Consider the following 25762-nt stretch of genomic DNA (forward strand, 5'->3'; position numbering starts at 1 on the left):
AATAAAATACTCTTTAAGAATGTTAATAAGTAAATCATAGTGAACGAATTATAATTTAAGATTTTTCTTTCTAAAATCTTCAAACTTTTCTGCTTTAATGTAGCCATTATATTCATAGGTATTAATAAACGGCTTACATTTATCTTTTTCTAATAATTTAATGATTTTGGCGGTATTGCCACCAATTACACAAAACCCTTCTGGAAATGATTTTGTGACAATTGATCCAGCTGCTACAATAGTAAAATCGCCTAGTACTACTCCTGGTAGAATAACACTATTCATTCCAATCCAACAGTATTTTCCTATTCTTACTTCCGAAACTACTTTTTTTCTAGAATCGTGAAGATCATGATTTGAGCTTATAATTCCAACATTTGGTGCTATTTGTGTATAGTCACCAATATATACTTTACCTCCTCCTTGTATATAACAACCTGGTGAATATCCTGGAGATGTGTCGATTCCTGCATAAATATTTTTAGGATTACCAACAATACTTGTAAAATGTACAGGCCAATATGCGGTTTTATTAAAACCTAATACTTTCTGAAAAAACCATATACTAAAAGTTATTGGAGTTTGTGCTTCTCTTGTTTCAAAGAAAAATCTTGTAAATGGTAAAATATTAATTATTTTCCAAATGCATTTTTTCGTAATCGAAATTATCATTGATAGTGAATTTGTAAGAATAAACAAAGTAAAATAAATATATCACTATAAAGTTAAGGCTGTAAATCCATAAAACTGTATCAACGGAAACTGAAATCCATTTAGGTATATAAAAAATAAATAGTGATGAAATAAATATATATAAATGCAAAACAAAATCGAGTTTAGATTTGCCTGCAATATAAAACATGTAACTTAATGGACTTGATATAAATTTAAAAAAATAAAAAATTGAAAATATTCTGGCATATACACCAGCCATAAACCATTCTTCACCAAAAAAGAATACAAATAGTTGTGGCCCAAAGATAAATAGTACTAAAAAAGGCGGTCCAGATATAATTGTCAAATTTTTTGCAGTCTTAATGAATAACTCTTTGCAAGTACCAAACTTAATATACTGTTCTGCAGCTTTCTGTCTAAACACTTCTAGAATAGATGAGGAAAATAAAGAAATTGGTGCATCAATAATTTTCTTCATTAATGCATACTGCCCAGTAACATTAGCTCCAAAAAAAGCAATTAGAAAAAATGATGGCATTTGGCTAGATATTGCATTAAACAAATCCGAAGGAATATTATACACCGGAAAAGTCTTGTATTTTATAGCAAGCTTTTTAACTTCTGAAAATGAATACAAGTTAAAGTTATATATCCCCTTTATTTTGTTTCCAATTATTAATGTTGAAATAAAATATCCTATTAACTCCCCTAGAATTAGTCCCCCAAAATTTTTCATAAAGTAAATTCCTAAAACACTAAAAATTGTGCTTGTAAGTGTTTTAACAACTCTTGAAGTTGATATTGTTTTATAATCCTCTTTATAATTTAGATAACTAAGAATAGTGACATTAAAGCCGTAAACTAATAAAACAACTGGTAGCAAATAAAACCAATTATAAAATTCTTGGCTTATAGAATAATAATCTAGAAAAATATTTTGCCCTAATAAAACAACGATAAATGTCAAAAAAGAAACCAAAATACTTATTAAAAAACAGAGTATTGAAGAATTATTTAACTCCTGATTGTTCCTTGCTAGAAGAATTACTCTTTCATACTTTCCATTTATAAAAGTACCAATAATAGTAAAGACACTAATAAAAGTAGTTAACAATCCAAAGTCAGAGGGAGTATAATTTCTTGAAAGGAAAGGCATTGCTGCCATTGCAATTAATTGTGAAATCGCCGTACCCGACATCACGACTAATACACTATTAAAAAAGTCAGAACGGTTTGTAATTTTACTAATTAGTTTTTTCAAAAGTATTTAATTTCAAAATAGTTTCAACTATTTGTTCTGCACAATTTCCATTTCCATATAAACTATCGTCCCAATTACTAGGTTTCGAATTCATTTCGGCTTCTAAACTTGAAATATCATCAAAAAGTAGCGAATTTCCTCCTAAGGCAACTGTTTCTACCCACTCGGTTTCGCTTCGTAACGTCACGCATTTTTTTTGTATCCAATACGCCTCCTTCTGAATACCACCGCTATCTGTAATAATACCTTCAGAATGAATCATATAATTTAGGTTACTGAGATAACTTTGTGGGTCGATAAAAATTATATTACTGTAATCAGTCTTTTTTATATTATAATCTACCAATAATTTATTGGTTCTAGGATGCAACGCTAATAATACTTTTTTATCTAAAATATTAAACTGATTTAAAATTTTCAGCAATCTCTCAGGGAAATCAGTATTATATGGACGATGTATCGTAGCGTAATAATAAGCATCAATTATCTTTTTTTCGCCTATCAAATTATCTTTTTTTACAGATAATACTAAATCTTTCATTAAATCTCCAACTAAAAAAATTCCTTCTTCAATTCCTTCTTTTTTTAAATTTTCGATAGCTATATCAGAAGTAACAAAAAGTAAATCAGAAATATGATCTGTCAAAATTCTATTAACCTCTTCAGGCATTTTTTTATTGTAGCTTCTTAAACCAGCTTCAATATGAAAAAGCGGAATATGCAATTTTGAAGCCACTAATGCTCCAGCGATAGTAGAATTTGTGTCTCCATAAACTACAATAGCTTGCGGCATTTCATTGACAATAATTTTTTCAATTTCAATCATCATCTTACCCGTTTGCTCTCCATGATTTCCGCCTCCTAATTGTAACATATAATCAGGCTGATTCATTCCTAACTGATTAAAAAAAACATCACTCATATTAGAATCATAGTGTTGACCTGTATGAATAGTGATAAGATTAATCTTGTCCTTAGTTGCTTTCTCGAGTGGAAAATGTTTTATAAATTGAGGGCGTGCGCCAATAATGGCAATTATTTTAGGCTGAATCATTTATTTCAAATTATAAATTCTCTCAATAATATCTACCACTTTCATTCCTTCCAAAGCATTAGTAGAAATACTATCAGTACCTGCTATAACATTTGAAATATTCTCATATACATAATGATGATTAGCGGCTGATCCTTTATATTGACCATAGTCATTAGGAGGATTACTTTCAGCAAGAACCGGCATTACATAATCTTTTATATGGCAGTATTCTACTTCATTCATATATTGTCCTCCTACTTTTACAGAACCGTTTTCGGCAACTATTGTTATAGAGCTTTCTAGATTTTTATCCCAAACAGCAGTCGAATAATTCAAACTCCCCATTCCTCCTTCAACAAAATCAAAAGTTACAAATCCAGAATCTTCAAAATCTGTACTATTTTCATGTATGAAGTCATTTAATCTTGCATTAATATTTATTACATCACCAAAATACCAATACATTAAATCTATGAAATGTGAAAATTGAGTAAACAAAGTACCTCCATCTAATTCTTTTGTTCCGTGCCAACTTGTAGGCTTTCCTGTTTTATTATCTGGTTTATAATAACGATCATCACGATTCCAATAACAATTAATTTGAACCATAAAAATTTCACCTAAAATACCTGCTTCTAATACCTCTTTCAACCAAACTGAAGGTGGTGAATAACGATTTTGCATTACACAAAATACTTGTTTGTGTTTTTGAAGTGCTTTAAAAATAATTTGCTCACAACCCGCTTTAGTCAATGCCATAGGCTTTTCAACAACCACATGCCAATTATTTTCTAAAACTAACAAAGCCTGCTTTTCATGATGTCCATTAGGACTCGCAATAGCTACTGCATCTATATCAATTCCTGATTGAATTAAAGATTCTAAAGAATTGAAAAACTTTGCTTCTGGATAATTTTCTAACCCTAACTCTTCTTTATCTTTAATATCGCATAATGCTACCAATTCAAAATCCGAATTACCCTGAATCATACTAGCGTGTCTTTTACCAATATGACCACAGCCAATTACAGCAAATTTAATTTTACTCATCTTCAATTAACTTATTTTGATTACTGAATTATTTTCTATTTTATATTCTTGTTTACTTTCATCACATACGGCAATACCTTCATTATTAAAATTCAAACGATGTCCGTATTCTCCAACCCAACCAATTTGTTTAGCAGGATTCCCTACTACAAGTGCAAAAGGAGGTACATTTTTTGTCACAACAGCTCCAGCTCCTATGAAAGCATATTCACCAATGTCATGTCCACATACTATTGTTGCATTAGCACCAATACTTGCTCCCTTTCCCACGTGAGTTTTGGCATATTGCTCCTTTCTAATAATCGCACTTCTAGGATTAATTACATTAGTAAAAACCATAGATGGTCCCAAGAAAACATCATCGTCACAAGTAACTCCAGTGTAAATGGAAACATTATTTTGGACTTTTACGTTGTTTCCCAATATTACATCTGGTGAAACAACAACATTTTGGCCAATATTACATCTTTGTCCTATTTTACAGTTAGACATTATGTGTGAAAAATGCCATACTTTGGTACCTGTACCTATCAAACAATTTTCATCGACGATTGCACTTTCATGCACAAAATAATTTTCCATATTTTAGCTATTAAAAAATAATTGGACCTGACTACATACATACGCCATTGAGTCCAATTCCATTTCAGTATGAATTGGTAATGATATAACATCATTACATAAAGATTCGGTAATAGGCAATATAAAATCAGGATTTACAAATTGTTTAAATGCTTCTTGTTTATATAAAGGCAGTGGGTAATATATCATACTAGGAACTCCTTTTCCAGAAAGAAACTTTTGTAATTCATTTCGTTTACCATTTTTAACTTTCAAGGTATATTGATGAAAAACATGAGTACTATTTAATTGTCGAACGGGTACATCTAACTCTTCAATATTTGCAAAAGCATCATCGTAATAAGATGCCATCTTATTTCTTGCCTGACTATAAGCATCCAGATGTTTTAATTTGATGTTTAAAATAGTAGCCTGCAGTGTATCTAATCTAGAGTTACATCCTAATAATTTGTGATAATATTTTTTTTCCTGCCCATGGTTAGCTATCATTCTCATTTTTTGAGCTAAATCATCATCATTGGTCATCAATGCTCCTCCATCTCCGTAGCAACCCAAGTTTTTAGAAGGAAAAAAAGAGGTACTTCCAATATGTCCTATCGTTCCTGTTTTAGCAGTACGTCCATCTGAAAAAGTATAAGTAGCTCCAATCGCTTGGGCATTGTCTTCAATAACAAACAAATTATGCTTTTCTGCTAACTTAATAATTGGTTCCATGTCACAAGATTGCCCATATAAATGCACTGGTACAATCGCTTTTGTCTTAGCGGTAATTGCTTTTTCTATAATTTCTGCCGTAATATTAAAAGTACTTGGATCAACTTCAACCATTACAGGAATTAATCCCAATAACCCTATAACTTCTGCCGTCGCTACGTAAGTGAAAGAAGGACAAATTACTTCATCTCCTCTTTCAAGTCCTAAAGCCATCATCGCAATTTGCAAAGAATCAGTTCCATTAGCACAAGGTATCACATGTTTAACATTTAAGTATTTTTCTAGGCCTTCCTGAAACTCTTTAACTGCTGGTCCGTTAATAAAAGCGCCACTAGCTATACAATCTATTACAGCTTTATCAATTTCTTGTTTTATATGATAGTATTGGCTTTTTAAATCCACCATTTGAATAGGTTCTTTCATAATTTAATTATATTTTTTTAATGCCAGAGAAACTATACTTTCTCCTATTGCTAATGATGATGTTGCCGCTGGTGAAGGAGCATTACATACATTAATTATATTGTTATCTTCAAAAATTAAAAAATCATCTGAAAGATTTCCTTTGCTATCACATGCTTGAGCTCGAACACCTGCACTGCCAATTTCTAAATCTTCTTTTTGAATTTCTGGAATCAATCTTTGTAAAGCTTTTGTAAAGGCCGTCTTAGAATACGAACGGTACATTTCATACAAGCCATCTTTCCAATATTTTAGAGCTACTTTTTGAAAACCAGAATGACCTAATGTTTCAAAAAGTTCTTTCCAGTTTATTGTTTTATTATCATATCCTTCACGAGCAAATGCTAGAACCGCGTTGGGTCCCGCCTCCACGCCTCCATGAATCATCCGTGTAAAATGAACACCTAAAAAAGGAAAATTAGGATTTGGTACTGGATAAATTAAATTTTTAACTAAATATTCTTTTTCACTCTTAATATTAAAATATTCTCCTCTAAATGGCAAAATTTGAACATCGAGTTCTGAATTAGTCATTTTTGCTATTTTATCTGAGTATAGTCCACCACAGTTAATTATCCATTTCGTTTCAAAGCAATTGTTTTGAGTCTGTACTTCAGAACTATTCAATATAGATTTGATATCTACTACTTTTTGATCAAATAAAATTTCACCACCAAGTTCAACAAATAATTCAGCATATTTTTGAGATACATCTGTATAATCAATAATACCTGTTTGAGGAACCCAAATCCCTTCTATCCCTGTACAGTGAGGTTCTATTTCTCTAATCTCTTGTGCATTAATTTTCTTAATTCCTAAAAGTCCGTTTGCTACACCTCGATCATAAATCCCTGCCATTATAGGTACTTCTTCTTTCTCAGTAGCTACAATTATTTTACCACAAAGATCATACTTAATTCCATTTTCGTTACAAAATTGAATTAATTGCTCATAACCTCTTTTACAATTTATTGCTTTTAAACTTCCCGGTTTATAATAGATTCCAGAATGGATTACTCCACTATTGTGGCCAGTCTGGTGTAAAGCAATTTTAGATTCTTTCTCTAAAACAATAACTTTTAACTTGTTATTTTGCTTCTTTAGATTATATGCAGTCGAAAGTCCTACGATCCCTCCACCAATAATGATAAAATCTGTTTTCAAATCAGTATCTTTTAGTTATAATCTCCAATAGTTTTTAAATTCTTTTGGATCTTTCATACCTTTTATATCGAACATATAAATTTCATCCTTAGAAAGTTTTTGAAAATCTTCAGTAGTCATTTGAATATATTCATTATGTCCAACTGCTAAGACTATAATGTCATACAATCCAACTGGCTCTTCAATCAATGTAATACCATACTCATGAGATAATTCATTTGGACAACCATGAGGATCTACAACATGTACATGAATCGAGTAATCCATTAATTCCTTAACTAAATCAACTACTTTAGAATTTCTAATATCAGCAACATCCTCTTTAAAAGTTATCCCCATAACTAAAGCTTTAGATTTTCCAGGATTTTTATCCTGCTCAATTAAAGCTTGTACAATTCTTTTAGCTATAAAGCTTGGTATAAAATCGTTGACTCTTCTTCCTGCTGCAATCACTTGAGGGTCAATCCCTATTTGTTTTGCTTTATGCATTAGATAAAAAGGATCCACACTAATACAATGCCCCCCCACTAATCCTGGCTGATATTTATGAAAATTCCATTTAGTTCCAGCTGCTTCAATTACGGATTTTGTATCAATACCCATTTTATCAAAAATTATTGCAAGCTCGTTCATCAATGAAATATTAATATCACGCTGAGTATTCTCAATAACTTTAGCTGCCTCTGCTACTTTTATAGATTCTGCCTTATGCAACCCTGCTTTTATAATAGAACCATATATTTCTGAAATAAGAGCTAAAGCTTCTTCATCATTACCAGAAACTATCTTTAAAATATTAGTCAAAGTTTTTACTTTGTCACCAGGAACAATTCTTTCTGGACTATACCCAAATTTAAAATCTTCCCCTGCTTTAAGTCCAGAAATAGATTCCAGTATAGGTACACAATCTTCTTCTGTACAACCTGGATAAACAGTAGATTCATAAACAACATAATCTCCTTTTTTAAGAGCAGAAGCTACGCTTTTAGTAGCACCTAACAATGGGTTTAAATTAGGAACTTTATTTTCGTCAATATCTGTAGGCACACCAACTATATGAAAGTGAGCTTTTTTCAAATCATTAACATCTGAAGTAAATGTAATATCACATCCGTCAAAAGCATTTTTACTTAACTCTTTTGATGGATCAATTCCTTTTTTCATCAGATCAACTCTGGCAACATTAATATCAAATCCTATAACTTTAAAATGTTTTGCAAATTCTAGTGCAAGAGGCAAACCAACATAGCCTAGCCCAGTAACTGATATAATTTTTTTCTTTTCTATAAATGATTCTAACAATTTTGACATAATATTTTTATATTTTTCTTATAAATTTAAAAGTTTAATCTAATTGAATATTCTTGAATAATCTTACAAATGTAAGGTATAAAATAACAAGAAAACCAGCCAGCCCTCCCCCCGTTACCAATCCTCTTATTTTTCCAAACTTTTCTTTTTTCAATGGTAAAATAGGGCTATCAATAACTTGAATCAATGGTGTCTCCCTGCGTAAAGTGACTTTTGCTAATTCTGATTGTTTAACTAATTCCGTTAATATTGCAGTATTCGCTTGCACATCAACTTGTCTTCGAACAGATGGAGTTCGACGTATATTTAAAGCTGGATTTAAATTGAAAGTATTATCATTTGCGACGGCTACTCCCTTGATTGCACCATTAAGTTCTCCACGAATAGAGTCTGTTTGTCTTTGTAGAATCTCCATATTCATACGTGCTTTTTTACTTTTTGTATCAACATAGAAGCTTCCAACTTCCTTTGCTAAAGCATCACAAAAATAATAAGCAAACATTTCATTTGTCGAATACACATCCATGTTTATAATGGCAATTTTTTTATCTCTTTGGGCAACCGATAATGAGTTTTTAGCAATTTTCTCATAAATTACTCCTAATACACTATCATGGACCCTTGTAAATCCTTTACGCCCAACATTAGGCAAAAATTGAATTGAAGCTAATTTTGGATTACTAATCCATTCTTCTCGCCATCCATTGTCTCTTATATACATTTCTGCTAGCGAAATTCTTTTATTATTAATCAAAACAGGTCTTAATAATGTTTTTTCAACCATAGATCTAGATTTGAATAATTCTGTCAAATTAGATCCTGCAAAAATACTACCACCACCAGAGCCTAAATCTAAACCTAAAGAACTAGCTATTCCCAAAGCTCCACCTAAACCTGAACCTCCTCCCTTCTCATCTTCTAATGCAAATGACAAAGTTGCCGTGTAAATAGGTTTTTTAATAAACGAATAAGAAAGCCCTAAAATTCCCCCAAAAAAACTTGCAACGATAATTATTTTCCATTTAGAGAGTAAATAATCTCTCCATTCTTTTACTTTTAAAAATAGTTCTTTCAAAGAAACTTCCTCCTTATCAATTTGCATTCTGTTATCCATATTAAAAACTAAATTATTTAAAAGCAGTAACAATTAATAATGCTAAACTAGAAATTACACTACCAATTCCAACCCATTCTCCTGCAGACATCTTCTTTGTATCTGGTTTTTCTGGAACTACAATTTGAGAGTCAGGCGCAACAGTTGGATATGATCTAAAAAACAAAAATGAAGTTGTAACTGCTGCTTTACCATTGGGGTAAATTATATATGCTTTTTTCTTCCATCCTTTATTATCAACACCTCCAACTGAATTCAAATAATACTTGAATCCCTTTCCATCTCTGTATGGAATTTCAGATGTCAACAAAACATTTCCAGTAACCTTGACTCCTTCATTGTAGACAGCAACTTCAATTTCATCACCAGGAAATAATGTTACGTTTGAATAATGATTTTTATCCTTTACAATTTTTTCCCAATCAACAGGTATAGTTGCAAATTTTAAATCTTCTTTCAGTTTTTTCGTTAATTTTTCTTTTAGAGTATCATTTTTAGACAAATTAAGATCAATGCTTTCAATTTTATCAATCTGATCTTGTTTAATTGGTCTTTTAATTTTCATTCCATCTAAATTAGCGATAGAAGTCAAACCTCCAGCTCTCATAACGATATTATAAACGCTTTCTTTTTTATTTGCGAGAACATACTTTCCTGGATATCCTACTGCCCCCCTTACCGTAACCATTTCTGGTTTTTCATATACCGCCATTTTACGAATATTTATGACATCAAAAGGTTTTAATACAAAGTTTTTAACTTGTTCATTATTGTCAGCTGTAATTTCAAGCTCAACTAGTTCAATTCGTTTTGGATTAGCATCATCAATTTCATCTGATTTTACCATCCTTGCAATCTCAACCCTTTTAGATGCAGAACCTGTTAAACCACCTACTTGAACTACTAAATCATTTAAAGTTAAATTTTCGAAATATTCATATTCACCAGGGTTTTTAACTTCCCCATCAATAGTAACTTTATATTCTTCCCTAAAATCTAGAATAGAATAAACGGTTACAATGTCTTCTCGCTTTAATTCAATATCCGCATTCAAATCACCAGATAGAGCCGCGCTTAAATTTACATTGACAATCTCTGTTGTTAAATCTGTTTTTAGACGAATAATTCTAGCTCTTTTTGTATATGCATCTTCTTTTAAACCTTCTGCCCTTGTAATAAGATCCGAAATTCGCATTCCTTCACTATAAGAATAATAATCAGGCCTAAAAACTGCTCCTTCAATTTTAATACGATTTTCAAATCGATTTAAGATTTTAGTAATTCTAAAAACGTCACCAGATTGTGGTTGATAAGTATTATATTCACTTTCGTTTATATCGTGCACTTTAAATTCCTTTCCTGTCTTTTGTAAGACATTGACCGATGCAGTATAAGCAAATTCATTAAATCCAGAAGCAAAATTCAATAAATCAGAAAATTTTTCTCCTTTTTTCATTTCAAAAACCCCTGGACGTTTTACTTCACCCTCAACCGTTACTCTTTGACTATAAGCTGGAATTCTAATTACATCATTCTCTTTTAAGCTAACGTTATCTGATTGATCTCCTTTGACTAGAAATTTATAGATGTCAATATTTTTATAAACCTTATTATTTCGTATTAATTCAATATTTCTATAGCTTCCATTTTTTCCTGGACCTCCTGCTAAATGTAGAGCATTATAAACTGTTGCTAAAGAAGAAATAGAATAATTACCTGGCTGCTTGCCTCCAACAATAGTTACTTTTATTGTTCTAATTTGGCTCAGACTAATGCTAACTTGTGATTGCCCAGATCGAACCGTACTATAAACTTTTGCTATAGCCGTCTTTATTTTTTGAGTGGCTGCTTCTATTGACATTCCTGAAACTGCAATTTGCCCAACATAATCAATAGTTACTTTCCCTTCTACACTTACTGGTATACTAGCGTTATATTCTTGAACTCCATATACACTAACTTGTAATTCATCTCCAGGCCCTAGAATATAATTCATGGGAGTTGCTAATTTTAAATCTGGTTCAAAATTTAAAGTTGGATTATCAAATAGTTCGGAACCAAAAATTAATGCATTTACAGAATCTTTTACTTTTTCATTTTTAATTTTTTCCTGTTTTCTTCCAAACTCAATATCTTTGCTCCCACTTTTTGATTTATTCTCTTTATCCTTTGCTTCCCCTTTAGAGTTTTTCTTCTCAAATTCAGTAAGTTTAACTTTAAGCTTATTAAATTCAATTTGGCTCATACCTTTTGATAATGCCATGGGTTCTACTTGATCAATACTTGCATTATTGCTCTTTAGCTGAGCACTAATTTTAGCTAAATCATCATCCGACAAATAATCAACTTTAATAGTACTTAAATCCTTTGACTTAAGTATATCTTGTGCCTTAACATTAAATGATACTAATAGGACAAAGAATAGAATAAGAACGTGTGTAATTTTTTTCATTTTTAATTATAATTTAACCTTAAAAAATTTGGTCTAAATAAATTGCCTTTATTATGAATATTGCTTTTTGTAGTAATCTTTGTAAGTACCTGAAGTGACATTTTGAAGCCACTCTTCATTAGCTAAATACCAGTTAATTGTTTTCTCTAGTCCCTCCTCAAAAGTTACAGAAGGTTCCCATCCTAATTCCTTATTAATTTTTGAAGCATCAATTGCGTAACGTAGATCATGGCCTGGTCTATCTTTTACATACGTAATTAAATTTTGGGAAGTTCCTTTTTCTCTTCCTAATTTTTGATCCATTATTTCACATAACAGTCTAACTAAGTCAATATTTTTCCATTCATTAAATCCCCCAATATTATAAGTTTCATGATTTTTTCCTTCATGAAAAACAAGATCTATTGCAATAGCATGATCTTCTACGAATAGCCAATCACGAGTATAATTACCGTCACCATAAACTGGAAGTGGCTGATTATTTATGATATTATTAATAAAAAGTGGAATCAATTTTTCAGGAAATTGATAAGAACCATAGTTATTCGAACAGTTTGTTAGAACATAAGGTAGGTCATATGTTTCACCGTACGCTCTAACAAAATGATCAGAACTTGCCTTTGAAGCAGAATAAGGAGAATTTGGATCATAAGAAGTCTTTTCAGTAAAAAGTCCCTCCAATCCTAATGAACCATAGACCTCATCTGTACTAATATGATAAAATCTTTTTCCTTCAAAACTTCCTTTCCATTGTTTTTTTGCCGCGTTTAACAAATTCATTGTACCAATAACATTTGTTTTTACAAATGCTAAAGGATCTTCAATTGAGCGATCAACGTGTGATTCTGCAGCTAGATGTAGAACTCCATCAAAATTATGAAGTCTAAAAAGTTCGCTAATGAAACTTTCATCCACAATATCACCTTTTACAAAAGTATAATTAGATTTATCCTCAATATCTTTTACATTCTCAAGATTCCCAGCATAAGTCAAAGCATCCAAATTATAAACTTGATATTCTGGATATTTAGTTACAAAACGCCTTACTACATGAGAGCCTATAAAACCAGCACCGCCAGTTATAAGAATTTTTTTCATTTTATTTAATTTAATAAATCTGAATTTTGTCTTTCTAATTCATTATAGACATCTTTAACATCTTGCGAATTTTCCTTCTGCAAAATTAGATTCGCTGTATCAGTGTGTACAAATATGGTATTCCTCAATCCCAAAAAAGTTGTATAAGTATTACATCCAATAGTCATATTTCCATTAGCATCGATTGGATGTCCTTTTAACACGAGATATTCATAAACAGATTCAAATGACCCCAAATCTGACCATGAAAAAGAAGCTGGAACTACTTTAATTTTTTTACTTCGTTCCATTACTGCATAATCAATACTTATCGATGGAATTTGCATTGATAGATCTAAATCTAAAAAACCGTCTTTGTTAGAATCCCAAGCAACTTTAGATTTTTCATACACCTCAGGTTGAAATTGCTCCAGTTCTTCCAAAAGAACTCCTGCTTTAAAACAGAACATACCACTATTCCATAAGAAATTACCTCGTGCAATAAATTCTTTCGCAGTTCTTTCATTTGGTTTTTCACGAAAAGAAATTACTTCGTCTCCTTTTGATTCTATATAACCGTATCCTGTTTCTGGTTTAGTTGGAATAATCCCAAACGTAACAATAAAACCTTCTTGGGCTTTTAAAATTGCTTCATTAATCGCTTTATTATAACTATCATTCTGATCGATAATATGATCCGAAGGAGTTACAATTAATACATCTTCTGGTTTTGATGCGAATGCAGCAAAAGCAATAGCTGCGCCAGTATTTCTTGGAGTCGCTTCCACAATATTCAAGTAAGATGTTTTAGTTTTATCCATAACCTTACCACTCAAATGATGATTATCAACATTTCCTACTACCATTACTTTATCTGCTAAATGACTATTTCTTTCTACTGTCATTTCGAATAAAGATTTCCCTTCAAATATTTCCAAATATTGTTTTGGCTGGCTTTTACGAGAAAGAGGCCATAATCTACTTCCCACTCCGCCAGTCAAAATCACATGTATAATCGAATTACTTGCTTCCATTTTTCTCTTAATAAAAAAGAATCTTAACTATAACCTATTGTCAGCTAAAGTACCTAAGATTCCTTTTACATCATATATTAAACTATTATCCTTTTGCAATTCTGAGAAATTTAATTCTAAAAATGCAGCATGTGCGACACCTAAAATAATAGCATCAAATTTCTCTGTCGGCAAAGAATCTATAGTTTCTAATTTATATTCTTTCTCGACCTCTTCAATATTAGCTAAAGGGTCGAAAATTGTAATTACTATTCCGTATTCTTTTAATGCCTTTACAACATCAACAATCTTTGTGTTCCGAACATCAGGACAATTTTCTTTAAACGTAATTCCAAGCATTAAAAGGCTTGCTCCGTTAACAGAAATACCTTTTTTTATCATTAACTTCACAATTTGTGAAGCAATATATTCTTCAATACTGCTATTTAAACGTCGTCATGCCAAAATTATTTCAGCATGACATCCAAATTCTTGCGCTCTTTGCGCTAAATAGTAAGAATCTACACCAATATAGTGACCACCTACAAGTCCTAGTTTAAATTGCAAAAATTCTATTTTGTTACTGCTGCGACCAATACTTCTTGTGCATCAATATTCATTAAATTGAATATTTTGGCTGATTCATTAACAAATGCAATATTTACATCTCTTGGGGAATTTTCGATAACCTTAGCTGATTCTGCAACTTTAATAGATGGAGCTAAGTGTGTACCTGCCGTAATTACAGATTTGTAAAGGGCATCAACTTTCAAGCCAATTTCAGGTGTTGAACCTGAAGTTACTTTTAAAATTTTTTCAACAGTATGCTCTTTGTCTCCAGGATTAATTCTTTCTGGTGAATATCCTGCGAAGAAATCTTTATTAAATTTTAATCCAGAGATTTTTTCTAAAACCGGAACACATTGTTCTTCGGTAACACCCGGATAAACTGTCGATTCGTAGATTACAACATCTCCTTTTTTTAACACTTTACCAACCGACTCGCTTGACTTATATAATGGTGTTAAATCTGGACGATTATTTTTATCGACTGGAGTAGGAACAGTTACAATGAAATAATTACAATTTGAAATATCCTCGAGTGAGTCTGTGCAGAATAGACCAATTTCATTAGAAGGTTTATCTAACAGTACTTTTTTTAAAGCATCAACATCGACTTCCAAAGTTGAATCAATTCCTGAGTTTAAACTTTCAACCCTTGATTTGTTTATATCAAACCCAACAACTGAGTATTTTGTAGCAAATAGTCTAGCCAGTGGCAAGCCAACATAACCTAAACCGATAACAGCTATTTTTATGTTTTCTTCCAATTCTACTCCTTTTTTATAAGTTTCATTCATCACAAATCACGGCTTCGCCACTCTGAACCACATAGTTTTGGCACAGATATTCTAATTTCATTTTCGGCAAATATAAGATAATAAGTCAATTTATTCAATACGGTTTCCCGTAATACTAATAAATCTGACAAATAAAAAACCACACCACTTTTCAAATACCTACAAATCAACCTGTAAGAAATTCTATTTCAAAAAAAGCAGAAGATAAAACTTCATTTTTGAAGTTTCAACTCCCGCTTTTCAGTATTTGATTGCTTAATTTATAACCTGTTCTATTTGTACTTAATCTTCAATACACAACCTAAAGCTTCAAGAACCAAAATATAATGGGTATTAGATACTTCTTGAACTATAGCACTTTGATTGCTAAAAGCCCCAGATTCCAACTTTATACGGTCTCCAACTTGAATTGAACTCACAGAAACTTCAGCAATATTAGTAGCCTTAAGACTATCCTTAATACTTTTAATTTCCTCATCCCTAACAATAGCCGGTTTACCCAGCCAAAACAAATACCTGACTACTCCTGCAATTTGAAAAACAGAATTGCGATCACCTTCTTTTAATTGTACAAAAACATACGAATTAAAAAGTGGCACTTCAACTTTCTTCTTTCTATCTGACCATTGTTTTACTTGAGTAATTATAGGACAATAACACTCAATTCCAATTTGAGTGAGCTTTTCTGCTACCTTTTTTTCCCATTTAGGTTTTGTATATACTACGTACCAATTCATATTTTTTCTTTAAACTGAAACAAAATATTCAAAACCAACATTTATATTCATTTTCTTTTATTCTTACTTTAATTTCAATATTCAATTAAGAACCAATTCCTTTATAAATAAATCCGATTGCTTCTAATTCTTTTGCATTTAATATATTCCTACCATCAAAAACAAAAGCAGGCTTATGCATAGAATCATAAATTCTCTGCCAATTGTAAGCTGTAAATTCATCCCATTCAGTTAAAACCGCAATAGCATGCGCTCCTTTGCAAGCTTCGTAAGCATCACCAAAAACAGTTAAAGCACTTTTGTTTTCTTCTTCAGTTCTTGTTTCTAGATAATTTAAATCGCTCAACATTTTGCTTTCTGAAACTTTAGGATCAAAAACTGAAATTTTGGCTTGTTCATTAATTAAGTCATCTGCCACATAAATAGCCGCAGATTCTCGAGTATCATTGGTATCTTTCTTGAATGCCCAGCCTAAAAATGCAATTTTCTTGTCTGCAACTGTATTGTATAGTGTTTGAACAATTTTATTTGAAAATCTTCTTTTTTGATGATCATTCATAATAATAACCTGCTCCCAATAATCTGCTACTTCATTTAAGCCGTACGACTTTGCGATATAAACCAAGTTCAAAATATCTTTTTGAAAACAAGAACCTCCAAAACCAACTGATGCTTTAAGAAATTTTGATCCAATTCGGCTGTCCTTACCAATTGCTCTTGCAACTTCATTAACATCCGCACCTGTTTTTTCACATAGCTCTGACATTGCATTTATTGACGAAATACGTTGTGCTAAAAATGCATTTGCTGTTAACTTAGACAATTCTGACGACCAAACATTTGTCGTTAAAATCTTGTCTTTACTTACCCAATTTGCATAAACATCTACAAGAGCATTAATTGCAGCTTGACCTTCTGCAGTCGTATCTCCTCCAATTAAAATTCGATCTGGATTTAATAAATCTGTAACAGCTGTTCCCTCAGCTAAAAACTCAGGATTTGACAATATTTGAAACTGAACTCCATTTCCTGTATTATCTAAAATACTTTTTATTGCTTCGGCTGTTCGAACTGGCAAAGTAGACTTTTCTACCACTATTTTATTTTGCTTAGCCACCTTTGCAATTTGTCTGGCGCATAATTCAATATACTTTAAATCGGCCGCCATTCCTTTACCCTTACCATAGGTTTTTGTAGGTGTATTTACAGAGATAAAAATAACCTGAGCTTCATCAATTGCTCTTTCAACTTCTGTGGAAAAGAAAAGATTTCTTCCTCTGGCTTCAGCAACAATTGCCGAAAGCCCTGGTTCATAAATTGGAATATTATCTGTATTTGGATCATTCCAATCTTTAATTCTTTGTTCGTTCAAATCAACAACTGTAACTTGAATATGTGGACATTTTTGTGCAATTACAGCCATTGTAGGCCCTCCTACATATCCAGCGCCAATGCAGCAAATTTTCGTAACTTCCATTTACTATTCTATTTTCTATATTTTATTTTAAATTATTCCAATACCAGCTTACTGCTTCTTTTAATCCTTGTTGCAAAGAGAATTTTGGATTATATCCTAATATGTTCTTTGCTTTTTCTATACTGGCTAATAAATGAGGTATATCACCCGCTCTATTTACTCCATATACAATTTCAACATCAGCAATCTTGGCATCAAACTCAGACAAATATTCTTTTAAATACTTAACCAAATCATTCAATGTATTGCGATCTCCAAAAGCTGTATTATAAACTGTATTTAAAGCCTTTTCATCCTGCGTCGTCATGGCCAATTCATTCATCTGAATTACATTATCAATATAGGTAAAATCTCGTGAATAATTACCATCACCATTAATTACTGGGCTATCATAATTCATTAACTGGGTCACAAATTTAGGTATAACAGCCGCATAAGCACCATCTAGATCTTGTTTTCTTCCAAAAACATTAAAATAACGCAATCCGATAGTTTCTAAACCATATGTTTTACTAAAAATTTCTGCATATAACTCGTTTACATATTTAGTGATTGCATACGGAGATAATGGCTTCCCAATGACATCTTCAACTTTTGGAAGACCTTCAGAGTCTCCATATGTAGAAGAGCTTGCCACATAAATAAAACGTTTTACTTTTGCATCTCGAGAAGCAACTAACATATTTAAAAAACCAAAAACATTTACATCATTTATGGCAACTTGGATCGTTTATTGACCTTGGAACAGAACCTAGTGCTGCTTGATGCAAAACATAATCAACTCCCGCAACTGCCAAATTACAATCTGCAATATTCCTAATATCTCCTTCGATTAATCTGAAGTTTGGGTTCTCTAAAAAATCTTTAAGATTATTTCGGTGGCCTGTCGAAAAATTATCTAAACAAACTACCTTATGTCCCAGCCCTAAGAAATACTCAGACAAATTTGAGCCAATAAAACCCGCTCCACCTGTTATTAAAATTGTATTTTGACCTGTAGTTTTCATATGCTATAATTATTTTTTCTTAAATTTATTAGAAATTGCACTCCAAATTCCATTCTTCTTATCTTCATCATGATATCCATTGGCATAAGCACCATAGCCGTAACCATATCCATATGTTGAACCATATTTAGCCTTATTTTCGTAGCTGTTTAAAATAATACTAGCGTTACTTATCTCACCTCTTTCGATTCTATTATTCAGCAACGTAATCATATCTTTTTTAGTATAGTTTTGTCTGACAATATACAAAGTAACATCAGCATATTGAACTAATTCTAGAGCATCTGATACCAAACCAACAGGAGGCGTGTCTAGAATAATGTAATCGTACTTTTTCTTTAACTCCTCAATCAATTCCTTCATTGAATCACTTAAAATCAACTCAGAAGGATTTGGCGGAATAGGCCCTGAAAGAATTACATCTAAATTTGCGATTTGCGTTTTATTTACAATTTCATCAAGTGTATTTTGTTTTATTAAATAACTTACTACACCCAACTGAATATTCTCTAAATTAAACTCATCAGCCAATTTCGGTTTTCTTAAATCCAAACCAACAATAACTGTTTTCTTTTCGCTTAATGCAAATACTGTCGCAATATTTATCGAGCAAAATGTTTTTCCTTCACCACTTATAGACGAAGTAACCATCAGTGTTTTCGAACCACTTACTTGTTGCTTTTTATACAAAAACTGTAATGAAGAGCGAATTCCTCTGAAAGCTTCTGATAGAGCAGATTTTGGTTTATCAAAAACCGCTAGATTTACAGCGTCTTTATTAACTCCTATAATCCCAATTATCGGAATAATTGTCAATTTACTAATATCCTCAATGTTTTGAATAGAATTGTTCACAAAAAAAATCCCCAACAAAAATAATAAAGGAATCAATATACCTAAAAACAATGCTAATATATAATTTGCTGAAGTTTTTGGACCAATTAATCCTTCGCCAATATCTTTTGCCGGGTCAATAAAATGAATATCTGATAAATTTGATGCTTTTACAATTTCTGCTTCATTTCTTTTTTGCAGAAATTCAGTATAAATATTATCATTTAAATCGTATTTCCTTTTAATTTTCAACAATTCCTGTTGCTCTTCAGGAAGTCTTTTTACAGCACTTTCAGCTTGACTTATTTTAGTATTTACTAACGCCAAATCATTTAACAATAAAGCTTTTGCAGATGATACATTTTCAAGCAAAACACTTTTTACGGCCTGCATTTGATTATCAAAATCTTTAAAAATCTTATCACTTTTTACTGCATACGCCATTTCTGAACGCTGTGTCGAGAGCATAATAAGCTTTGAAATATTAGCAACAATATTCGGGTCTTCGATTCCAGCAACTGAAGGAGCTGGAAGCTTTGAATAATCAGTACTATTGTTCAAATACGTTTTTAAAGAATTATAATAAGAGATTTTTCTGGTGACTTGATCTTTTTCAACATCAAAATCCATTATTTTATTTGAGACTTTTACCCCGCCGTCTTCAATATTATATATATTTTTATCTTTTCTAAAAGATTTTAATTCATTACCCGTTTCTTTCAATTGAAGTTCCATTGCAACAAGCGTACTATCAATAAAAGCTATTGTATTGTTAGCAAATTGATTTTTAGCATCGAGCTGCATTTTAATCAACATTTTCACTGTCGAATTTAAATATTCAACCATTCTTGCTTTATTTGTACCCTGCATCCCTAAGGTCAATATAGAACCGCCGCCTTTATCACTATCAATGCTTATTCTTTTATAATTTGATACCGTACCGTCAAAGTCACTAAACTTTACAAAATATTTTTTTTCTTTATAAAAACCTGGGTTGTCATTAATTTGTAATTTCCAATTTAAAAAAGGCAAAGCTACCTGTTCTCCAACTTTATATTTTTTTACAAATGTAACTGGCTCCACAGAGGTAGTTCCGTAAGAATTATTAGAGTATGTAATTAATGAAACTGAATTATTTTCAAAAGGAATTTCAATTTGATATTCCGTCTCGCTTAAAAATTTAATTCCTATTAAAGTATTAGCAAGCTGTCCTTTCGTTTTATCAATACTTACATAAAAAGAAACAGTACCATAAGAATCTATTAAATTGTATTTTCCTTGTTCTAAATAGTCAATATAAAACTGCAGTTTATCAACAACCAGCTCATTATGCGATCTTGACAGCAGGACTGTGGAAACTCCATTGACCTGATCCGAAATACCTCCCCAATTAAATACCAAACTTGTATTTGAAGTAAAAAAGGGATTTCTTTCTTCCTTAATAGAGATCATTGTCTCTAATTCGTATATTTTTTCTTTTCGAATATTAACCTGATATGCAATTGTGAAAGCAATTATTAAACTAGCCAAAAACCACTTCCAATAACTTGCAATTTTTAACAAAAAATCTTTAAAATCAAAACTTGTATGATTCTCAAAAATGGAAAAATCTTTTACATCTAGCATCTACTGAATTAAGTTTTAATTTTTTATAATTAAATAAACCGTAGTTGCCAATGACAATAAGGTAATAATTGTTCCAATAGATTGTATTCCTGTTTGACCAGTTCCCCAAGTTTTTTGTTTTAACGGCTTGACATATATGTAATCATTAGGCTGTAAATAATAATAAGGCGACTTCATTACGTTTTTATCCGTCAAATCAATATCATTCATCTGAACACCTGTTGGAGTCTGACGAATAACGGTTACTGATTTTCTGTTTCCAACAGTTGTAATATCTCCTGAATTAGCAATAGCCTCCATGATATTTACATGATCTTGAAATAATGTCTTTGTTCCTGTACTTCCCACTTCACCATTTATAGTGTATCTAAAACCTGCTAATTTTACGGTTACAAAAATATTGGCAGCAATTTTAAAATACTCTTCAAGCAGTTGTTTTTCGATTTTAATTCGAACTTCTTCCAGAGTATAACCTATTACATTAATTTCTCCCAATATAGGCATTCGGATATTCCCATGATCATCAACAGTAAAACCATCAAAATACAACGATGACTCAGATTTTACAGCATCCACATTATTTTCGGTTGTATTAAAAATCGACACCAGTTTAGGATCAATTGCTTTTATGTTAATTTTTAAAATATCATTTACTTGCAACCTATAAGGTTTTGATTCTACAACTGCAACTTTACTTTGTTCAATAGATGTGTTTTTATCTTGCAGATAAGTAAGGTCTTTTACAGGAATACAAGACGTAAATAACACATTCAACATTAACAATATATAAAAGAACTTTCTTGTCATTATTTTTTTTATCAACAAATATAGCTCTTCCTACAATTTTATCAATAAAATTAACAAGAATTAACTTAATTATTTTTAAATGTTTTTTCGAACGGAACTCGATGCAAAATACTTCTGCCTAGTGTAATCTCATCGGCGTATTCCAATTCATCTCCAACAGATATTCCTCTTGCAATTGTTGACAAAACGATTTCTGAATCGGCAATTTGTTTATAAATATAAAAATTCGTTGTGTCTCCTTCCATCGTAGAACTCAAGGCAAAAATAATTTCAGCTACTTTTCCTGCTTTTACTTTTTCAACTAAACTAGAAATATTCAACTGACTAGGTCCAACTCCTTCGATTGGAGAAATTTTACCGCCTAATACATGATAGATCCCTTTATATTGTCCCGTATTTTCAATTGCCATAACGTCGCGAATATCTTCGACTACACAAATTGTCTGATGGTTTCTCAGCTGATTTGCACAAATTTCACAAACCTTTGTATCAGAAATATTATGACAACTTTCACAAAATTTAATATCCTCACGCATATTTATCAAAGCTTGAGACAAAAAGCCTGTCTGCTCTTTAGGCTGCTTTAATAAATGAAGTACCAATCGCAATGCCGTGCGCTTACCTATTCCCGGCAATTGCGACATTTCATTGACTGCTTTTTCTATTAATTTTGATGAAAATTCCATGATAACAAAAGTAATGGTTTAGTAATTTTTGGAAAAACTAAATCCGATATTTATGAATATCTATTAACTTTTCTAATATTCTTTACGTCTCAGATAAACAACATACCAAAGATGGTCAGAGTTAAAACGTTAAACAACTCTATTAAGCACTAAAAAAAACTAGTATTGATTTGTAGCCAATAAAACTAATGTACAAGCAACTTCTGCTTTTATATTATTTAATTCTAACAATTGATACAATTCAGGATTTTCGGTTCCAGGATTAAAAACTACTCTTTTCGGCTGCGCTTCGATAATATAATTATAATAATCGCGCTGACGAGCAGGATTTAAATAAAGTGTAACTGTATCTATATTCTTAACAGGTATAGCTTTAGTATAAATTTTCACACCCGCAACTTCACCAGTATTTTGACCAATTGCTAAAACGGTATGTCCTTTTTGAACGAGCATATTTATCGCTTTAAAAGCGTAACGTTCTGGTTTTGTAGTTGCTCCCAGAACTAATGTTTTTTTGTTTTTCATTGAATTTAAAATAGGACACAAAAGTAATTAAAAAGAATGAGCTTAGCTTTATGATATTGATTTAGAATTACTACTATTAAAAACAATATCATAATGTTATTATGTTTCAGAATACCAAATTTTGATTATTTTTACTCCACTAACCCACACTATATGGATTTATTCATTTATTTATTTGCCGCTCTTTTTTCTGTATTAAACCCAATTGGTACTGTTCCAATTTTTGTTGGCTTAACGCAGCATGATACTCAAGAGGAGCGTTCTCGGATTTCGCTATGGACTGCAATAAATGTTTTTATCATTTTAATCGTTTCCTTTTTTATTGGTCAATATGTCTTAAGCTTTTTTGGAATCAGCATTGATGCGCTTCGGATTGCTGGAGGTATTGTGATTGTAAACTCGGGATTTTCATTACTTTCTGGAAAAATTAATAAAAAACGAGGAATCAACAAAAAAGTTGAAACCGATGCCCAACAAAGAAACGATGTTGCACTTACTCCATTAGCAATTCCGATGCTTGCTGGCCCAGGTTCCATTTCATTATTAATTGCATTTTATCAAGAACATCAGGAAATGACAGAAATTATCATTTCATGTCTAGCTATTCTAGCAATTGCCGTTGCCATTTTTTTAATTTTAAAAAGCGCACATTATCTAGCACGAATACTTGGCGCATCAGGAATTGTAGCAATCTCAAGAATTGTAGGTTTTATAGTTATCTCGATCGGAATTCAATATATTGTAAGCTCAATAATAAACATTGTAAAAGGAAATCTAATGTAACTTTCGGCTTGAAATACATCAAAAAAGGGATAAAAACAAAAACTGTTTTTATCCCTTTTTTTTAACTTTAAGGTAATTTTTATTCTCTTGGCAAAAACACTTCAGCCATCATACATCGTGCACTTCCACCACCGCAAGCTTCAATGGTATCTAAACTAGAACTTAAAATCTCTGCATGCTTCTCTAATTGCTCAATTTGCTTAGGAGTTAAACTCTGATGTGCCGAAGCACTCATTACGATATATTTCTTATCGTTTGTTCCTCTAACTTCTAACATATTGCCTGCAAAATTATTCACTTGAGCTTCTGTAATTAAAATGATTTCTTTTTTATCAGCTTTCAAATTCTCAAGAACCATTTTACGCTCTTTTTTATCATCTATAGAATCCGCGCAAATTACAGCAAAGGTTTCTCCCAAACACATCATAACATTAGTATGATAAATTAACTTGCGTTCACCGTCAACAGTTTGGAATGCTTCAAAAATTACGGGAGCATAATCAAAATCTTCACAGAATTCTATAAACAATTCTTCATCAGCGCGAGGAGATAAAGCACAATATGCTTTTGCATTGGCACGATCTAAAAGTAGACTTCCAGTTCCCTCTAAAAAATAACCATCATCTTCTGCAGAAGTGTAATCCATTATATTAGAAATTTCAAATCCCTTTTCTTCAAGGATATCTAAAATATCTTCGCGACGTTCCTGACGGCGATTTTCAGCAAACATAGGATAAAGTGCGACATCGCCATTTTCATGAAACGAAACCCAGTTGTTTGGAAAAATACTATCTGGAGTATCAGTTTCTAAAGTATCCTCTATAACTGTAACATCGACTCCTACTGCTCTAAGTTTTTCTACAAAAGCATCAAACTCTTGTTGTGCTTTTGCGTTTACTGTACTTGGTAAAAGTCCATCTAACACTTTTTGATAATAATTATTTACAGCAGTTTGCTCATTCATTCTGAACGCAACCGGCCGAATCATCACAATTGCATTTGTTGTTTGTTTCATTTTTATATTTTGTTTCAGGTTTTATGTCAGGTTAAGAAAAACTTGAAACCTGAAATTTAAAACGATATTTAATCTCTAATTAATGGCAAAGTTGAACATCTTAACAATCCTTCTTGTTTTGCAATTTCAGCATAAGGTATTTCTTCAACAATAAATCCGTTTGCCCGAAGCCAATTGTTTAGTCGTGTGAAGTTTTTCTCGGAAACCACAACATTTTCATCAATTGAAAACACATTAGAAAACATATTATACATTTCATTTCTTTCGATATGAAATAAATTTTCTTTTCCAAAAAGATTGACTAGATAAGTGTAATCCGCTTCCTCGCGGAAACCTCTTTTGTAGATAATTCCTTTATCTTTCCCTACAGGCTGAAAACAGCAATCTAAATGTAAGGCGTTATCACGAGCCTCAAGTTTTGATTTAACTAAATCAAATTCCTTGACAATTTTATTAGGAAACAACTCTTTAATAAAATTTACACCTTGCATATTGGTTCTTGCAGTAATGTAATCTTTGTAATCACTTCCTTTATAAGTCCCTATAAAAATATGATCATTCCAAAGCATAACATCCCCTCCTTCAATATGTACTTCTTCAGGCGGACGAACCACTTTTAGAGGATCTATTTGATCAATTATGTATTGAATCGCATCTAATTCACGCTCTCTATCAGGTAAAATATTTGATTTAACAAAAGTATCATCAATTACAAAACCAATATCTCTCGCAAAGATCTGATTGTAATTTTCAATCATTTCTGGGCGATAAACTTTTACATCATACTTTTGAAAAACAGCATTAAAAGCTTCCATTTCAGCAACCATATCTTTTTCAACCGGATATGTCCCTGCTTTAATATGTTCCAATGATTTAGGATCATAGGCTTCATCTAAAGTTGGAGTTGGCCCATTATGAACCGCAGAACCCAAAACTACGGCCCGCAGTCTTGAAGTTTCGTTCTTTATATTTAATTGCAACATAATTCTATTA

At 31.6% G+C, this 25762-nt stretch carries 21 protein-coding genes and 2 pseudogenes; 1 reads left to right on the forward strand and 22 read right to left on the reverse strand.

Annotated elements, in window-relative coordinates; translation table 11 throughout:
- Positions 1 to 48 precede the first annotated feature (48 nt).
- The 20 genes and pseudogenes from ACHRV0_RS19755 to ACHRV0_RS19850 all read right to left on the reverse strand — a co-directional run bounded on the left by ACHRV0_RS19755 (position 49) and on the right by ACHRV0_RS19850 (position 22971).
- Complete coding sequence (locus ACHRV0_RS19755; protein WP_395442190.1) at positions 49 to 672, reverse strand: acyltransferase; 624 nt, start codon at positions 670 to 672, stop codon at positions 49 to 51.
- Entirely contained in the window at positions 629 to 1936 is a 1308-nt protein-coding gene (locus tag ACHRV0_RS19760) for an oligosaccharide flippase family protein (RefSeq protein WP_395442191.1), read from the reverse strand. The genes ACHRV0_RS19755 and ACHRV0_RS19760 overlap by 44 nt, the downstream gene beginning before the upstream one ends.
- Positions 1920 to 2990: a non-hydrolyzing UDP-N-acetylglucosamine 2-epimerase gene (gene wecB / locus ACHRV0_RS19765; protein WP_395442192.1), complete on the reverse strand. Its 1071-nt coding sequence runs from the start codon at positions 2988 to 2990 to the stop codon at positions 1920 to 1922. The genes ACHRV0_RS19760 and wecB overlap by 17 nt, the downstream gene beginning before the upstream one ends.
- A complete protein-coding gene (locus ACHRV0_RS19770; protein WP_395442263.1) occupies positions 2991 to 4022 on the reverse strand; it encodes a Gfo/Idh/MocA family protein in 1032 nt (343 codons plus the stop codon).
- Between the two features lie 6 nt (positions 4023 to 4028).
- Complete coding sequence (locus tag ACHRV0_RS19775) at positions 4029 to 4604, reverse strand: acyltransferase (RefSeq protein ID WP_395442193.1); 576 nt, start codon at positions 4602 to 4604, stop codon at positions 4029 to 4031.
- A gap of 3 nt (positions 4605 to 4607) precedes the next feature.
- Positions 4608 to 5741: a DegT/DnrJ/EryC1/StrS family aminotransferase gene (locus ACHRV0_RS19780; RefSeq protein ID WP_395442194.1), complete on the reverse strand. Its 1134-nt coding sequence runs from the start codon at positions 5739 to 5741 to the stop codon at positions 4608 to 4610.
- A 3-nt stretch (positions 5742 to 5744) separates the two neighbouring features.
- The gene (gene lhgO / locus ACHRV0_RS19785; protein WP_395442195.1) at positions 5745 to 6944 is read right to left on the reverse strand and encodes an L-2-hydroxyglutarate oxidase; all 1200 of its coding nucleotides are present in this window, start codon (positions 6942 to 6944) and stop codon (positions 5745 to 5747) included.
- 15 nt (positions 6945 to 6959) lie between these two features.
- Positions 6960 to 8255, reverse strand: a complete 1296-nt coding sequence (locus ACHRV0_RS19790) for a nucleotide sugar dehydrogenase (RefSeq protein WP_395442196.1) — start codon at positions 8253 to 8255, stop codon at positions 6960 to 6962.
- Between the two features lie 34 nt (positions 8256 to 8289).
- Positions 8290 to 9357 (reverse strand): Wzz/FepE/Etk N-terminal domain-containing protein, encoded by a 1068-nt coding sequence (locus ACHRV0_RS19795; RefSeq protein WP_395442197.1) that lies wholly within the window; start codon positions 9355 to 9357, stop codon positions 8290 to 8292.
- A gap of 25 nt (positions 9358 to 9382) precedes the next feature.
- The gene (locus ACHRV0_RS19800; protein ID WP_395442198.1) at positions 9383 to 11821 is read right to left on the reverse strand and encodes an SLBB domain-containing protein; all 2439 of its coding nucleotides are present in this window, start codon (positions 11819 to 11821) and stop codon (positions 9383 to 9385) included.
- Positions 11822 to 11872: 51 nt separating this feature from the next.
- Positions 11873 to 12919: a dTDP-glucose 4,6-dehydratase gene (gene rfbB, locus ACHRV0_RS19805; RefSeq protein ID WP_395442199.1), complete on the reverse strand. Its 1047-nt coding sequence runs from the start codon at positions 12917 to 12919 to the stop codon at positions 11873 to 11875.
- 5 nt (positions 12920 to 12924) lie between these two features.
- Entirely contained in the window at positions 12925 to 13932 is a 1008-nt protein-coding gene (locus tag ACHRV0_RS19810) for a mannose-1-phosphate guanylyltransferase (RefSeq protein ID WP_395442200.1), read from the reverse strand.
- Between the two features lie 27 nt (positions 13933 to 13959).
- Positions 13960 to 15272 (reverse strand): annotated as a pseudogene (locus tag ACHRV0_RS19815) (nucleotide sugar dehydrogenase).
- 272 nt (positions 15273 to 15544) lie between these two features.
- Positions 15545 to 16009 (reverse strand): UpxY family transcription antiterminator, encoded by a 465-nt coding sequence (locus tag ACHRV0_RS19820; protein ID WP_395442201.1) that lies wholly within the window; start codon positions 16007 to 16009, stop codon positions 15545 to 15547.
- An 85-nt stretch (positions 16010 to 16094) separates the two neighbouring features.
- A complete protein-coding gene (locus tag ACHRV0_RS19825; RefSeq protein ID WP_395442202.1) occupies positions 16095 to 17486 on the reverse strand; it encodes a UDP-glucose 6-dehydrogenase in 1392 nt (463 codons plus the stop codon).
- Between the two features lie 22 nt (positions 17487 to 17508).
- Positions 17509 to 18493 (reverse strand): annotated as a pseudogene (locus ACHRV0_RS19830) (SDR family oxidoreductase).
- Between the two features lie 9 nt (positions 18494 to 18502).
- On the reverse strand, positions 18503 to 20953 hold the full coding sequence (locus ACHRV0_RS19835; RefSeq protein WP_395442203.1) for a polysaccharide biosynthesis tyrosine autokinase: 2451 nt from the start codon (positions 20951 to 20953) through the stop codon (positions 18503 to 18505).
- 15 nt (positions 20954 to 20968) lie between these two features.
- Positions 20969 to 21760 (reverse strand): polysaccharide biosynthesis/export family protein, encoded by a 792-nt coding sequence (locus ACHRV0_RS19840; protein ID WP_395442204.1) that lies wholly within the window; start codon positions 21758 to 21760, stop codon positions 20969 to 20971.
- Between the two features lie 65 nt (positions 21761 to 21825).
- Positions 21826 to 22446, reverse strand: a complete 621-nt coding sequence (gene recR, locus ACHRV0_RS19845) for a recombination mediator RecR (RefSeq protein WP_395442205.1) — start codon at positions 22444 to 22446, stop codon at positions 21826 to 21828.
- Positions 22447 to 22605: 159 nt separating this feature from the next.
- Positions 22606 to 22971 (reverse strand): CoA-binding protein, encoded by a 366-nt coding sequence (locus tag ACHRV0_RS19850; protein ID WP_089055315.1) that lies wholly within the window; start codon positions 22969 to 22971, stop codon positions 22606 to 22608.
- 153 nt (positions 22972 to 23124) lie between these two features.
- Here ACHRV0_RS19850 and ACHRV0_RS19855 point away from each other — a divergent pair, with 153 nt between their 5' ends.
- The gene (locus ACHRV0_RS19855) at positions 23125 to 23754 is read left to right on the forward strand and encodes a MarC family NAAT transporter (protein WP_129023601.1); all 630 of its coding nucleotides are present in this window, start codon (positions 23125 to 23127) and stop codon (positions 23752 to 23754) included.
- Positions 23755 to 23833: 79 nt separating this feature from the next.
- On the opposite strand, the gene ctlX is transcribed toward ACHRV0_RS19855, so the two are convergent.
- Positions 23834 to 24769: a citrulline utilization hydrolase CtlX gene (ctlX, locus tag ACHRV0_RS19860; protein WP_395442206.1), complete on the reverse strand. Its 936-nt coding sequence runs from the start codon at positions 24767 to 24769 to the stop codon at positions 23834 to 23836.
- Between the two features lie 68 nt (positions 24770 to 24837).
- The gene (locus ACHRV0_RS19865) at positions 24838 to 25752 is read right to left on the reverse strand and encodes a dimethylarginine dimethylaminohydrolase family protein (protein ID WP_395442207.1); all 915 of its coding nucleotides are present in this window, start codon (positions 25750 to 25752) and stop codon (positions 24838 to 24840) included.
- Positions 25753 to 25762: the final 10 nt, after the last annotated feature.

The organism is Flavobacterium sp. FlaQc-30, from assembly GCF_044005885.1.
Taxonomy (GTDB): Bacteria; Bacteroidota; Bacteroidia; order Flavobacteriales; family Flavobacteriaceae; genus Flavobacterium.

Coding starts and splice junctions, on each gene's coding strand:
- ACHRV0_RS19755 (WP_395442190.1), bottom strand. CDS start 672: ATGATAATTTCGATTACGAAAAAATGCATTTGGAAAATAATTAATATT.
- wecB (WP_395442192.1), bottom strand. CDS start 2,990: ATGATTCAGCCTAAAATAATTGCCATTATTGGCGCACGCCCTCAATTT.
- ACHRV0_RS19770 (WP_395442263.1), bottom strand. CDS start 4,022: ATGAGTAAAATTAAATTTGCTGTAATTGGCTGTGGTCATATTGGTAAA.
- ACHRV0_RS19775 (WP_395442193.1), bottom strand. CDS start 4,604: ATGGAAAATTATTTTGTGCATGAAAGTGCAATCGTCGATGAAAATTGT.
- ACHRV0_RS19780 (WP_395442194.1), bottom strand. CDS start 5,741: ATGAAAGAACCTATTCAAATGGTGGATTTAAAAAGCCAATACTATCAT.
- ACHRV0_RS19790 (WP_395442196.1), bottom strand. CDS start 8,255: ATGTCAAAATTGTTAGAATCATTTATAGAAAAGAAAAAAATTATATCA.
- ACHRV0_RS19795 (WP_395442197.1), bottom strand. CDS start 9,357: ATGCAAATTGATAAGGAGGAAGTTTCTTTGAAAGAACTATTTTTAAAA.
- ACHRV0_RS19800 (WP_395442198.1), bottom strand. CDS start 11,821: ATGAAAAAAATTACACACGTTCTTATTCTATTCTTTGTCCTATTAGTA.
- rfbB (WP_395442199.1), bottom strand. CDS start 12,919: ATGAAAAAAATTCTTATAACTGGCGGTGCTGGTTTTATAGGCTCTCAT.
- ACHRV0_RS19810 (WP_395442200.1), bottom strand. CDS start 13,932: ATGGAAGCAAGTAATTCGATTATACATGTGATTTTGACTGGCGGAGTG.
- ACHRV0_RS19820 (WP_395442201.1), bottom strand. CDS start 16,009: ATGAATTGGTACGTAGTATATACAAAACCTAAATGGGAAAAAAAGGTA.
- ACHRV0_RS19825 (WP_395442202.1), bottom strand. CDS start 17,486: ATGGAAGTTACGAAAATTTGCTGCATTGGCGCTGGATATGTAGGAGGG.
- ACHRV0_RS19835 (WP_395442203.1), bottom strand. CDS start 20,953: ATGCTAGATGTAAAAGATTTTTCCATTTTTGAGAATCATACAAGTTTT.
- ACHRV0_RS19840 (WP_395442204.1), bottom strand. CDS start 21,760: ATGACAAGAAAGTTCTTTTATATATTGTTAATGTTGAATGTGTTATTT.
- recR (WP_395442205.1), bottom strand. CDS start 22,446: ATGGAATTTTCATCAAAATTAATAGAAAAAGCAGTCAATGAAATGTCG.
- ACHRV0_RS19850 (WP_089055315.1), bottom strand. CDS start 22,971: ATGAAAAACAAAAAAACATTAGTTCTGGGAGCAACTACAAAACCAGAA.
- ACHRV0_RS19855 (WP_129023601.1), top strand. CDS start 23,125: ATGGATTTATTCATTTATTTATTTGCCGCTCTTTTTTCTGTATTAAAC.
- ctlX (WP_395442206.1), bottom strand. CDS start 24,769: ATGAAACAAACAACAAATGCAATTGTGATGATTCGGCCGGTTGCGTTC.
- ACHRV0_RS19865 (WP_395442207.1), bottom strand. CDS start 25,752: ATGTTGCAATTAAATATAAAGAACGAAACTTCAAGACTGCGGGCCGTA.